The 14,319-nt window shown below is 74.1% G+C and carries 2 protein-coding genes; both read left to right on the forward strand.

Features of this window, described 5'->3' with window-relative positions; genetic code table 11:
- Nucleotides 1–4 precede the first annotated feature (4 nt).
- Nucleotides 5–4,732, forward strand: a complete 4,728-nt coding sequence (locus O7621_RS13575; protein ID WP_282234287.1) for a type I polyketide synthase — start codon at nt 5–7, stop codon at nt 4,730–4,732.
- Between the two features lie 8 nt (nt 4,733–4,740).
- Nucleotides 4,741–14,301: a type I polyketide synthase gene (locus O7621_RS13580; RefSeq protein WP_282234586.1), complete on the forward strand. Its 9,561-nt coding sequence runs from the start codon at nt 4,741–4,743 to the stop codon at nt 14,299–14,301.
- Nucleotides 14,302–14,319 lie beyond the last annotated feature (18 nt).

Consider the following 14,319-nt stretch of genomic DNA (forward strand, 5'->3'; position numbering starts at 1 on the left):
GACCATGGCGACCGCCGACGAGCTGCGTGACTACCTGCGGCGCGCCACCAGCGAGCTGCAGCAGACCCGACAGCAGTTGCGCGCGGCCGAGGCACGTGACCAGGAACCGATCGCCATCGTGGCGATGGGCTGCCGCTTTCCCGGTGGGGTGCGTTCACCTGAGGGCCTGTGGCGGCTGGTCGCCGACGAGGTGGACGCGATCGGGGAGTTCCCCACGGACCGGGGCTGGGACGTCGAGCAGCTGTACCACCCGCAGCCGGGTCAGCCGGGTCGCAGCTACGTACGCCACGGCGGGTTCCTCTACGACGCGGCCGAGTTCGACGCGGCGTTCTTCGGCATCAGCCCCCGGGAAGCGATGCGGGCCGACCCTCAGCGGCGGCTGCTGCTGGAGGTGGCCTGGGAGACGGCGGAGCGGGCCGGCGTCGACCCGACCTCGCTCGCCGGCACGTCCACCGGCGTCTTCGTCGGGGTGATGTACCACGACTACGCCGGTGGCGGCCCCACCGGCAGCCTCGTGTCCGGTCAGATCGCCTACAACCTGGGGTTGGAGGGACCGGCGGTCACCGTGGACACCGCCTGCTCGTCCTCGCTGGTCGCGGTGCACCAGGCGATGTGGTCGCTACGCCGGGGCGAGTGCACCCTCGCGTACGCCGGCGGTGTCACGGTGATGGGCACCCCGGAGCTGTTCGTCGACTTCAGCCGGCAGCGGGCACTCGCGCCGGACGGGCGGTGCAAGTCCTTCGCCGCCGCGGCCGACGGCGCGGCATGGTCCGAAGGGGCCGGGTTGCTGCTGCTGGAGCGGCTGTCCGACGCCCGGCGCAACCGGCACCCGGTGCTGGCGGTGCTGCGTGGCAGTGCGGTCAACTCCGACGGGGCCTCCAACGGCATGTCCGCGCCGAACGGTCCCGCGCAGCAGCGGGTGATCCGCCGGGCGCTGCGTGACGCCGGGCTGCGGGAGTCCGACGTCGCCGTGGTCGAAGCCCACGGCACCGGCACCACGCTCGGTGACCCGATCGAGGCGCAGGCCCTGCTCGCCACCTACGGCCAGCACCGCGAACAACCGTTGTGGCTCGGCTCCATCAAGTCCAACCTCGGGCATCCCCAGGCGGCCGCCGGGGTGGCCGGGATCATCAAGATGGTGCAGGCGATGCGGCACTCGATGCTGCCGCGGACCCTGCACGTCGACCGCCCGACCCCGCAGGTGGACTGGTCGGCCGGCAACGTCGAACTGCTCACCGAGGCCCGCAAGTGGCCGGTGAACGGCCAACCGCGTCGGGCAGGCGTGTCGTCGTTCGGCTTCGGCGGCACCAACGCCCACCTGATCATCGAGGAAGCACCGCCGGCGTCACCAGCGGCACCGCCGAGCACCGCCGGCCCGCTGCTGCCCCTGGTCCTGTCCGCCCGGACCGCAGCCGCGCTGCGCAGCCAGGCCCGGCGGCTGCTGCCGGTGGTCGCCGGCGACGAAGCGCTGTCCGACATCTGCGGCACGCTCGCCACCGGTCGCGCCGCCCTGCCACACCGGGCGGTGGTGCTCGCCGCCGACCGGGCGGCGGCGGTCGACGGGCTGACCGCTGTGGCCCGCGCGACCACGGCGAACTCGGTGGCCAGCGGGTCCGCCGCGCCGGGCAAGCTCGCATTCGTCTGTACGGGCCAGGGCGCGCAGCGGCTGGCGATGGGGCGCGAGTTGGCCGCTGCCTACCCGCCGTTCGCGCAGGCGTGGGACGACGTTTGCGACCGGCTGGACACCCAGCTGCCCCGGCCGCTGCGTCAGGTCGTCGACGGCGGCGACGAGCAGGTGCTCAACCAGACGGTGTACGCCCAGGCCGGGCTGTTCGCCATCGAGGTGGCGCTGATCCGGCTGCTCGCCGCCTGGGGGATCCGACCCCAGTTGCTGGCCGGCCACTCCGTCGGCGAGATCAGCGCGGCGTACGCCGCCGGGGTCTTCTCCCTCGACGACGCGTGCCGGCTGGTGGTCACCCGGGGAACGCTGATGCAGAAGCTGCCTGCCGGTGGCGCGATGGCGGTGGTCCAGGCGCCGGAATCCGAGGTGACCCCGCTGCTCACCGGCGGGGCGGCGATCGCCGCAGTGAACACCCCCGACTCGGCGGTCGTGTCCGGCCCACGCGAGGCGGTGACCGCCGTGACCGACCGGCTCGCCGCCGACGGCCGGCAGGTCACCTGGCTACGGGTGTCGCACGCGTTCCATTCGCCGCTGATGGACCCGGTGCTCGACGAGTTCCAGGCCGCCGTGGCCACTCTCGACCTCCGTGCGCCCCAGCTGCCGGTCGTGTCCACCGCCACCGGTCGGCCGGCGTCGGCACCGCTGGCGACCGCGCAGTACTGGGCGGGTCAGATCCGTCAGCCGGTGCGGTTCGCCGACGCCGTGACCGCGCTGCGTGACCTGGGCGCGACCACCTTCGTCGAGATCGGGCCGGACGCGGCGCTGACCGGTCCGATGCGCGGCTGCCTGGGCGCCGATCCTGACGTCCGGGTGGTGCCGCTGCTGCGCCGGGGCCGGCCCGAGCCGGAGACCCTGCAGCGGGCCGTGGCCGAACTGCACGTGCGGGGATTCACCCCGGACTGGTCGGCGGTGCTGGGGGGTACGCCGGAGCCGGTCGAACTGCCGACGTATCCGTTCGAACGGCAACGTTTCTGGTGGGTGCCGGCACCGTACACGCCGCAGACGGAGCCACCGGCCGGGTTGGCCGCAGCACAGCCGGCCGCCACCGGGGATCAGCCGGCACCGGCCGGCACCGGGGATCAGCCGGCACCGGTTGACTCCTGGCGCTACCGGGTGCGCTGGCAGCCGGTGGCAGACCCGCCGGGCCGACCCGAGCCGACCGGATCGGGTCAGGAGAACTGGCTGGTCGCCGTACCGGTCGGCTATCCCAGGTCCGAAGCGCTCGTCGACGAACTCGCCACCGACGGCGTCGGAGTCCGTACCGTCGAGGTCGGTGACGGTGACCGGGAGAGCCTGGCCGCACGGCTCACCACACTCGCCGCGGACGCCCCGCCGCACGGCGTGCTCAGCCTGCTCGCGTCGCACAGCGACCCCGATCCGGCACACCCCACCCTGACCGGTGGCAGCCGGGGAACCGTCCTGCTCTGCCAGGCACTGACCGACGCCGGGATCGAGGCACGCCTGTGGTGTGTCACGCGTCAGGCGGTCGCGGTGGACCGGTTCGACCTCCCGGCCGACCCGCACCAGGCGGCGATCTGGGGTCTGGGTGCCGGGCTGGCGATCGACCAGCCGGACACCTGGGGCGGTCTGATCGACCTGCCCGCCCAACCCGACCGGGAAGCGGTCGCCCGGTGCGTGGCGGTGCTGCGGGCTGGCGGCCCGGAGGATCAGCTCGCGATCCGGCCGGCCGCCACCTTCGCCCGTCGGATGGTGCGTGCCGGGCGTGACCCGGGCACCGCCGAATGGCGACCGCGCGGCACCGTCCTGGTCACCGGTGGCACCGGGGGCGTCGGCCGGCACGTGGCACGGTGGCTCGCCGACCACGGTGCCGAACACCTGGTGTTGACCAGTCGGCGTGGACCGGAGGCGGCCGGTGCCGCGGACCTGGCCGCCGAGATCCGTTCACTCGGCGTCGAGGTGAGCATCGTGGCCTGCGACGTCACCGACCGGGAGGCACTGCGGGGGCTGCTCGACGGGCTGCCGGCCGTACCGCCGCTGACCGCCGTGGTCCACGCGGCCGGCACGCTGCACGGGCAGCGGCCGATCACCCAGCTCACCGTCGCCGATTTCGCCGCCGCCGGAGCGGCGAAGATCTCCGGCGCGGTACATCTGGACGAGCTGACCGCGCACCTGCCGCTGGACGCCTTCGTGCTGTTCACCTCCGGCGCGGCGATCTGGGGCAGCGCCCAGCAGCCCGGGTACGCCGCCGCGAACGCCTTCCTCGACGCGTTCGCGGCACGCCGCAGGGCTGCCGGCAGACCGGCCACCGCCATCGCCTGGGGGCCCTGGGCCGGTGGCGGCATGGTGGACGGGACGGCCAGCGCCCATCTGCGGCAGCTCGGCATCGGTGAGCTCGACCCACGGTTGGCCGCCGGTCGGCTCGTCGAAGCCGGCGGGGAGGAGGCCGCCCTGGTGGTGGCCGACATCGACTGGGCGAGGTTCGGACCGATCCACACGCTTGCCCGGCCCCGACCGCTGGTCGCCGGACTGCTGCCGCCCACCGCCGAACCGGGGCAGCCGGTCGGCCAGGCCGAGACCGCCGCGCTCGTTGCCCAGCTCGCCGGACTCGACGACGGCGACCAGTTGCAGGTCCTGTCGGATCTGGTACGGGCGCAGGCAGCCACGGTCCTCGGCCACGGCGAGGCCACCGACGTCGCCCCTGGCACCAACTTCAAGGACCTCGGCTTCGACTCGGTCAGCGCCGTGGACTTCCGCGACCGGCTCGGCGCGGCCGCCGGCCTGCGGCTGCCGGCGACCATCGTGTTCGACCACGCGACCCCGGCGGCGCTGGCCAGCTACCTGCGTGACGAACTGTGCGGACCGGGTTCCGAGGCGGAGCCGGTGCTGGCCACGCTGGACCGGCTGGAAGCCCTGGCCGGACCCCTCACACCGGACGAGATCGCGCGCACCCGCATCGCCAGCAGACTGCAGTCGCTGGTGAGCAGATTGACCGAAGTCGTCGATGGACCCGCCGTCACCACGGTCGTTGATCGGCTCGCGGACGCGAGTGCCGATGACGTCTTCGACTTCATCGACAAGGAGCTTGGCTGATGGCCACTATGGATGACGACGGTAGGCTGCTGCAGTACCTCAAGCGGGTGACCGCGGAACTCCATCAGACCCGCCGGCGCCTGCACGAGGTGGAGTCGGCGGACCGGGACCCGATCGCGATCGTGGCGATGTCCTGCCGCTACCCGGGTGGCGTCACCAGTCCGGAGGAGCTGTGGCGGCTCGTCGACGACGAGGTCGACGCGATCGGCCCGTTCCCCACCGACCGTGGCTGGACCACCGGGCCGCTGCCGACCGGTGGCGAGGACGGTCCGGCCGACGGCCACGTCCGGGAGGGTGGCTTCCTCGCCGACCCGGCCGGCTTCGACGCTGAGCTGTTTGAAATGTCGCCCCGGGAGGCCCTGGCCACCGATCCGCAGCAACGGATCATGCTGGAGCTGGCGTGGGAGACCTTCGAACGGGCCGGGCTCGCCCCGGATTCGCTCGACGGGGCGCAGGTCGGCGTGTTCGTCGGCAGCGGTGCGCAGGACTACTACGACGACTTGTCGGCGGCCGCGACGGAGGCCGTCTCCGCGTACTTCAGCACCGGCAACGCGGCGTCGGTCATCTCGAGCCGGATCTCGTACGCCTTCGGCCTGGCCGGCCCGGCGTTGACCATCGACACCGCCTGTTCGTCGTCGCTGGTGGCGCTGCACGTCGCCGCGCAGGCTCTGCGGCAGCGGGAGTGCTCGATGGCGCTCGCCGGTGGCGTGATGGTCATGGCGACTCCGGGCCCGTTCGTCGCCTTCAGCAAGCAACGTGGTCTTGCGTCGGACGGGCGGTGCAAACCGTTCTCCGACGACGCCGACGGCACCGGCTGGGCCGAGGGCGCCGGTGTCCTGCTGCTGGAACGGCTCTCCGACGCCCAGCGCAACGGGCATCCCGTTCTGGCCGTCATCCGCGGATCGGCGGTCAACCAGGACGGCGCCTCCAACGGCCTGACCGCGCCGAACGGGCTGGCGCAGCAGCGGGTGATCCGGCAGGCGTTGACGGCGGCCGGGTTGTCGACGGCGGACGTCGATGTGGTGGAGGCGCACGGTACCGGCACCCGGTTGGGGGATCCGATCGAGGCGCAGGCGCTGCTGGCGACGTACGGGCAGGGTCGGGATGTGGATCGTCCGTTGTGGTTGGGGTCGTTGAAGTCGAACATCGGTCATGCGCAGGCGGCGGCGGGTGTCGGTGGTGTGATCAAGATGGTGATGGCGTTGCGGGCGGGGGTGTTGCCGCGGTCGTTGCATGTGTCGGAGCCGTCGTCGCATGTGGACTGGTCGGCGGGTGGGGTGCGGGTGTTGACCCGGGCGCGGCCGTGGCCGGGTACCGGCGGACCACGCCGGGCCGGGGTGTCGTCGTTCGGCGTCAGCGGCACCAACGCCCACCTGATCCTGGAACAGGCCGAGCCGGCCGGGGAATCCGGCACCGGCGACACCGACCTGCCGCAGCCGACCCGCCGGTTCCACCGCAAACGCTACTGGCTGGACGATCGGGCACCGGCCGGAGATCTGGCGACCGCCGGGCTGGACCCCGCCGACCATCCCCTCCTCGCCGCCGTCACCGTCGTGGCCGACACCCAGGGCGCGGTGCTCACCGGACGCTTGTCCACCGTCACCCACCCGTGGCTCGCCGAACACCGGGTACACGGCGAGGTGATCCTGCCGGGCACCGCCTTCGTCGAGCTCGCCTTCCGGGCCGCCGACCAGCTCGGCTGCGCCCACATCGCCGAACTCACCCTGCACGCTCCGATGCGGCTGCCGGCCCACGGCGGCGTACGGATCCAGGTCGTCGTCGGTGAACCCGACAACTCCGGTGACCGGCGGATCAGCATCCACTCCCGGGCCGAGCAGGCCGTCGCGGCGCGGTCGTGGACCTGCCACGCCACCGGTCACCTCACCACCGCCCCGACCCCGTCCGGGGCCGACCAGCCGGAGGCCGAGCTCAGCTGGCCGCCGGCCGGCGCGGAGCCGGTCCCGATTGACACCCTCGACGACACGCTGGCCGGTGCCGGTCTCGACTACGGACCAGCCTTCCGCGGGTTGCGCGCCGTGTGGCGTCAGGGTGCCCGGCTCTGGGCCGACGTACGGCTGCCCGACCCCGGCGACGCCGACCGCTTCGGCCTGCACCCGGCCGTACTCGACGCCGCCACCCAGGCACTCGCCGTCGACCTGGGCGACGGGCAGGGCCACGCCCGGTTGCCGTTCTCCTGGTCCGGCGTCACCCTGCACGCCACCGGCGCCGCCGAACTGCGGGTCAGGTTCACCCCGACCTCGCCGGACACCTACGCCGTGGCGGCCTTCGACCACGCCGGCCACCTCGTCGCCACCGCGACAGCGGTCACCTTCCGGCCGCTCGCCGACGTCGCGGCGGCACCGGCGCACACCGCCGACCTGCACCGGCTCGACTGGGTCGCGATCGCGGACCCGGGCCGTGACCGCCCGGCCGAAGGCGTGCGCCTGCTTCGCCTCGACGAGGTCTGTGGCGACGACCCGGACACGATCCGTAAGCACTGCCGGCAGTTGCTGGCGACGTTGCAGCACTGGCTCGGTGACGCCACCAACAACGGCACCCGGCTGGCCGTCGTCACCCGGGGCGCCGTACCGGTCGCCGGCACCGGCGGTGATCTCGCCGGCGCGGCCGTCTGGGGGCTGGTACGGTCCGCCCAGGCCGAGCATCCGGACCGGTTCCTGCTGGTCGACGCGGACCCGGCGGACCGCACCGACCCGTCCGGCGTCAGCGGCGTGGCCGCCACCGGCGACACGCAGGCCGCCGCCGACAACCGCGCCGGTGCCGACGACGACACCGTCGCGGCGGCGGTCGCGGCGGCGCTCGCCGCAGGGGAACCACAGGTGGCCGTACGCGGTGGCACGGCACACGCGGCCCGGCTGGCCCACCTCCCGGCGGCGGGGAACACTCGACCCCTGCTCGACCCGGCCGGCACCGTTCTGATCACCGGCGGGCCGGGGTCGCTGGGCGCCATCGTGGCCCGACACCTGGTCGACCGGTACGCGGTCCGGCACCTGGTGCTGCTGAGTCGCCAGGGCGACCAGGCCCCCGGAGCCGCCACGCTCGTCGCCGAACTCGCCGAACTCGGCGCGCGGGCCCGGGTGGTCGCCTGCGACGTGGCCGACCGCGCCGCCCTGGCCCGCGTGCTGACCGAAACCACCGCCCAGCGACCGTTGACCGCCGTCGTGCACGCCGCCGGGGTGGTCGCCGACGGCGTCGTCACCGCGATGACCCCGCACCGGCTCGACGCCGTACTCGTGCCCAAGGTCGCCGGCGCGCTGCACCTGCACGAGCTGACCGCCGGGATGGACCTGGCCGCGTTCGTGATGTTCTCCTCCCTGTCCGGGGTGCTCGGCGCGCCGGGGCAGGCTAACTACGCCGCCGCCAATTCGGTTCTGGACGCGCTGGCGGCCCGGCGGCACCGGGCGGGGCTGCCCGCCGTCTCCGTGGCCTGGGGCCAGTGGGACACCGACGGCGGCATGACCGGAACGCTCGCCGAGGCCGACCGCGCCCGAATGGCCCGCGGCGGCGTACTGCCGCTGTCCGTGCCCGCCGGGCTGGCGCTGTTCGACGCCGCCGTCGCCGCCGCCGCGCCCGCCGTCGTCGCCGCGGCGCTGCAACCGGCCCGGCTGCGTGCCGGCGACGGCGTACCGCCGGTCTTCAGCTCGCTGGTGGGTCCGCTCACCCGGCCGGCCGCGGGCGGCGGCACCGAAGCACTCGCCGCGCGCCTCGCCGAGCTCGCCGAGCGGGAACGGGTAAGCCTGCTCGTCGATCTGGTCCGCACCCACGTCGCGACCGTGCTGGGACACGAATCACCGGAGGCGGTCGCCGCCGACCGTGAATTCCACCAGCTCGGCTTCGACTCGCTCACCGCCGTCGAGTTGCGCAACGCGTTGACCGCCGCGACCGGGCTACGGCTGCCGGCCACCCTGGTGTTCGACCATCCCACGGCGAACGCGGTAGCCGATTACCTGCGCGCCGAACTCGTCGTCGACGAGGGCCAGCCGGGGGGAGCCCCAGCCGCCGCGTCGTCGGCAGGCACCGACGAGCCGATCGCGATCGTCGCGATGGCCTGCCGCTACCCGGGCGGCGTCAGCTCTCCGGAGCAGTTGTGGACCCTCGTCGCCGACGGGGTCGACGCCATCGGCGAGTTCCCCGCCGACCGTGGCTGGCAGATCGACCAGCTCTACGACGCCAGCGGGGAACGGCCCGGCAGCACGTACGTGCGTACCGGGGGATTCCTCTACGACGCCGCCGAGTTCGATGCCGGCTTCTTCGGCATCTCACCTCGTGAGGCGCCGACCGTCGACCCGCAGCAGCGGCTGCTGCTGGAGACCTCGTGGGAGGCCGTCGAACGGGCCGGCATCGACCCGTTGTCCCTGCGGGGCAGCGCTACCGGCGTCTTCGTCGGTGTCCAGTACCACGACTACGTGGCCAGCAGCTCCACCGGCGCGGTGGTGTCCGGTCGGGTGGCCCACCACTTCGGATTCGAAGGTCCGGCGGTCAGTGTCGACACCGCCTGCTCCTCGTCGCTGGTCTCGATGCACTGGGCGGCGCAGTCGCTGCGTACCGGGGAATGCGCGCTGGCGCTGGCCGGCGGGGTCACGGTGATGGCGACCCCGGAGACGTTCGTCGAGTTCAGCCGCCAACGCGGGCTGGCCCGCGACGGTCGCTGCAAGGCCTTCTCCACCGACGCCGACGGCACTGCCTGGGCGGAGGGCGCCGGGGTGCTCGTTCTGGAACGACTCTCCGACGCCCGCCGCCACGGTCACCCGGTGCTCGCCGTCATCCGGGGCTCGGCGGTCAACTCCGACGGCCGATCCAACGGGCTCACCGCTCCGAACGGACCCGCCCAGCAGCGGGTGATCCGCCAGGCGTTGGCCAACGCCGGTCTGCGGCCGGGCGACGTCGACGTGGTGGAGGCGCACGGCACCGGCACGGCGTTGGGCGACCCGATCGAGGCGCAGGCCCTGCTCGCCACCTACGGGCAGGACCGGGACGAACCGCTCTGGCTGGGCTCGCTCAAGTCGAACATCGGGCACACCCAGGCGGCCGCCGGGGTCGCCGGAGTGATCAAGATGGTTCAGGCGATGCGGTACGGGACGATGCCGCGGACGCTGCACGTGACCGAGCCGTCGACGCATGTCGACTGGGACGCGGGGAAGGTGCAGCTGCTGACCACGGACCGGCCGTGGCGGCGGGCCGGTCAGCCCCGCCGGGCCGCGGTCTCGTCCTTCGGCGTCAGCGGTACCAACGCCCATCTGGTGATCGAGGAGGCAGAGCCGCAGGATGTCCCGGTCCCTGCCGGTGGTGCGGCCGGTAGCGAGGCCGGTGGTGGATCCGGTGGTGGATCCGGCGGTGGGGCCGGCGAGCCGCCGGTGGTGCCGTGGCTGCTGTCCGGCCGTACCCGCCAGGCGCTGCAGGCACAGGCGGAGCGGCTGCTGAACCACGTCGACGACACCGACGACGAAGCGGCCGACATCGGCTACTCCACCGTGTTCCGGCCACAGCTGGAGCACCGGGCCGTCCTGCTCGGCGCGGAACGGGGCGACTTCCTGCTCGGGCTCGTCGCACTCGTCGACGGCGTCGAGGAGGCCGAGTCGGTGACCGGCACGGTCAGCACCGGCGGCCTCGCCTTCGTCTTCTCCGGCCAGGGCGCGCAGCACCCCCGGATGGGACGGCAGCTCGCGGCCCGGTTCCCGGTGTTCGCGGCGGCGCTGCACGAGGTGACCAGCGAGTTCGACACGCGCCTGGACCCGCCGCTGGGTACGGTGCTCGCCGCCGAGCCGGGCAGCGCCGAGGCCGCGCTGCTCGATCAGACCGCCTACACCCAGGCCGGGGTGTTCGCCGTCGAGGTCGCCATGCTGCGGTTGCTGGAGTCGGTCGGGGTCCGTCCGGACCGGCTCGCCGGACACTCGATCGGTGAGCTGGCCGCCGCGTACGCCGCCGGCATGCTCTCGCTGTCCGACGCGTGCGCCCTGGTCGCCGCCCGGGGCACCCTGATGCAGGCGCTGCCGGCCGGCGGCGCGATGCTCGCCGTGCAGGCCGGCGAGGACGAGGTACGCCCGTTACTGACCGGCCGGCTGGACCTCGCCGCCGTCAACGCGGCGCAGTCGGTGGTGCTCTCCGGTGACGAGCAGGAGATCCGGGCCGCCGCCGAAAGGTTCGCCGGGCAGGGCAGGGCGGTGACCCGGCTGCGCGTGTCGCACGCGTTCCACTCGGCGGCTATGGAACCGATGCTGGCCGCGTACCGCGAGGTGGTCGAGTCGGTCACCTTCCGGCCGCCCACGGTGCCGCTGGTCTCCACACTCACCGGCGCGGCGGCGGACCCGGAGCAGTTGTGCTCGGCGGAGTACTGGGTACGGCAGGTTCGCGAGCCGGTGCGCTTCCACGACGCGGTCCGCTGCCTCGAACGCGCCGGTGTCACCCGGTTCGTCGAGGTCGGGCCGGACGCCGTGCTCGTCCCGCTGGTGTCGCGTGGCGTCGCCGCGACGGTGGCGTCGCCGACGGTCGCGCCGACGATGCGTCGGGGCCGCGACGAGCCGCGTACGTTGCTGGACACGCTCGCCCGGTTGCACGTGTGCGGCGTCGCGGTGGACTGGTCGGCGGTCCTCGCCGACCTTCCGGTGCGCCGGGTACCCCTGCCCACCTACGCCTTCCAACGCCAGAGGTACTGGCTGGACAGTGTCGCGGGTGCCCTCGCCGACCCGTCTGCCGGTGCACATCCGCTCGTCGACCAGGCGGTGGAACTGCCCGGGTCGGGTGGGTTGATGCTGTCCGGCCGGCTGTCCACCGCCACCCACCCCTGGCTGGCCGACCACGTGGTGCACGGACTGACCGTGCTGCCCGGCGCCGGCCTCGTCGAACTCGTCACCCGGGCCGGCGACCAGCTCGGGTGCGGGCGGATCGAGCAGCTCGACTTCGAACGTCCGCTGGTCCTGCCGGCCGGCGGCAGCGTCGCCGTGCAGGTGGAGGTCGGTGCCGCCGACGAACATGGGGCACGGCGTGTCCTGGTCCACTCCCGGGCCGGAACCGCCGGGACCGACCTGCCCTGGCAGCGGCACGCCAGTGGGGTGCTGGTGCCGCACACTGCGGCCGCCGACCGGCTGGCACCAGCCCCGGAGCTCACCCAGTGGCCGCCGCCGGGAGCCACCCCGGTGCCGCTGGACAGCTGGTACGACGAGCTCGCCGCGACCGCCGGAATCGCCTACGGCCCGGTGTTCCGCGGGGTGCGCGCGGTGTGGCGGCGGGCCGACGAGGTGTACGCCGACGTCGCCCTGCCGGCCGTGGCCGGCACTGACGCCGCCGACTTCAACCTGCACCCGGCCGTGCTGGACGCGGCCTGGCAGTTGGTGGCGCACAGCCCGGTGGCGGCGGCCGGCCCGCTGCTGCCGTTCGCGGTGACCGGGGTGAGCCTGTTCGCCACCGGCGCCGTCGAGGCGCGGGTGCGCGTCCGGGTGGCCGCGCCGGCGACGGTGTCGGTCGAGATCGCCGACGGTGCCGGTGTACCGGTCGCCACCGTTGACGCGCTCGCGCTGCGCCCCGCCGGTGACCTGGCGCAGACCCTAGACGACGCGGAGGGGTCCGCCGGTGACGGGTCAGCGGCCAGCCGCGACGGCGGAGGGCCGGGCGACGGGCCAGCGGCGGCGCTGCTGCGGGTCCAGTGGCAGCCGATCGCCGCGCCCGACGCGTCACCGAGCGTCGCCTGGCAGCTGGTCGGCCCGGACCGCTGGACGCTGGCGGCGCCGCTCGCCGCGACCGCCGTACCGGACTTCGACGCCGCCGTCGCGTCGGCGGCCGGCGGCGACGGCGCGGGCCGGCCGGTGTTCCTGCTCAGCTGTGGCGGTGGCCCGGACCCGGACGTCGTGCACCGCGAGACCCGGCGGGTGGTCGATACGTTGCGTACCTGGCTGGCCGACAGCCGGTTCGACGGGTCGAGGCTGGTGGTGGTGACCGGCGGGGGCGTACCGGCCGGTGCCGCCGCCGACGTGGACCCGGCCGGTGCCGCCATCTGGGGCCTGGTACGCACCGCGCAGGCCGAGCACCCCGACCGGATCGTGCTGGTCGACGTCGAGCCGGACCGGGTCTCGCCCGCGCTGCTGGCCTCGGCGGTGTCCACGGGGGAGCCCCAGGTCGCGGTCCGCGACGAAGCCCTGTACGTGCCCCGTCTGGTGCCGAGCGGTCCGCCGTCGCAGGACGCGCCCCCCGCGTCTGCGGACTTCGGCTCGGGCACGGTCCTGGTAACCGGGGCGACCGGCGCCCTCGGTCGGGTGATCGCCCGGCACCTGGTGACCGGTCACGGCGTACGGCATCTGCTGCTGACCAGCCGGCGGGGCATGGCCGCGCCCGACATGGCACGGCTGCGTACCGACCTGCTTGACCTCGGTGCGCAGGTGACGGTCACGGCCTGTGACGTCACCGACCGCGACGAGGTCGCCCGGTTGCTCGCCACGGTGCCTTCGGAGCATCCGCTCACCGGCGTCGTGCACGCTGCCGGCGTTCTCGACGACGCGGTGATCGGTTCGCTGACGGCCGACCGGATGTCGAACGTGCTGCGGCCCAAGGTGGACGCCGCGTGGCACCTGCACGAGCTGACCAGGGACACGCCGCTTGCCGCGTTCGTGACGTTCTCCTCCGCCGCCGGGGTCCTCGGTCCGCCCGGTCAGGCCAACTACGCCGCGGCCAACGCCTACCTGGACGGGTTGGCCGCCCACCGGCGAGCGCACGACCTGCCGGCCCAGTCACTGGCCTGGGGGCTGTGGTCCACTGCCGACGACGGGATGGCCGGTGCACTGACCGAAGTCGATCTGCGGCGGCTCGCCGAGACCGGTGTCCACCCGCTCGACGTCGAGACCGGTCTCGCCCTGTACGACCGGGCGGTGGCCCTGCCCGACGCAGTGCTGGTGCCGATCCGGCTCGATCCGGCGAAGCTGGGGCCGGACCGGCCGCCGCTGCTCGACGGCCTGGCCGTGTCCCCGTCGGCGGGCGGCGCGACCGGGACGCGGCGCCGCTCCGCGCGGGACGCGGCCGGTGGCGCGCCGGCCGGTGCCGCCGGCGGCGGCCGGCTCCGCGAGCAGCTCGCCGGCAAGTCCCGCCCGCAGGCGCAGGAACTGCTGCTGGAGATGATCCGCAGTGAGGCGGCGAAGCTGCTCGGGCACCCGGGGCCGGAGGCGATCGAGCCGGAGCGGGCCTTCAGCGAGCTGGGCTTCGATTCGTTGGCCGCGATCGGGTTCCGTAACCGGTTGACCCTGCTCACCGGCCGGCAGCAGCCGGCGACGTTGATCTTCGACTATCCCAACGCCGCCGCGCTGGCCCGGCAGTTCGCCGCCGACCTCGTGCCGGACACCGTCGACGGCGGCGCGGCGCTGCCCGACGACGAGATCCGGGCGGTGCTGAGCAGCATCCCGCTGGGCCGGCTGCGTGCCGCCGGACTGCTGGAGAGCCTGCTCGCGCTGGCCGGCGCGGCGACGCACCCGGCCGGCACGCCCCACCCGGCGGGCGGCTCCGCGATTGACGAAATGGACACCGAGAACCTCATCAGCATGGCCCTGCAGACGGCCGACTTCGGCGAGTGACGCGAGAGGTGTGAGATA

The sequence above is a fragment of the Solwaraspora sp. WMMD937 genome, assembly GCF_029581175.1.
Classification (GTDB): Bacteria; Actinomycetota; Actinomycetes; order Mycobacteriales; family Micromonosporaceae; genus Micromonospora_E.

Excerpts from the sequence above, each read along its gene's own strand:
- O7621_RS13575 (WP_282234287.1), top strand. The coding sequence starts at position 5 with ATGGCGACCGCCGACGAGCTGCGTGACTACCTGCGGCGCGCCACCAGC.
- O7621_RS13580 (WP_282234586.1), top strand. The coding sequence starts at position 4,741 with ATGGATGACGACGGTAGGCTGCTGCAGTACCTCAAGCGGGTGACCGCG.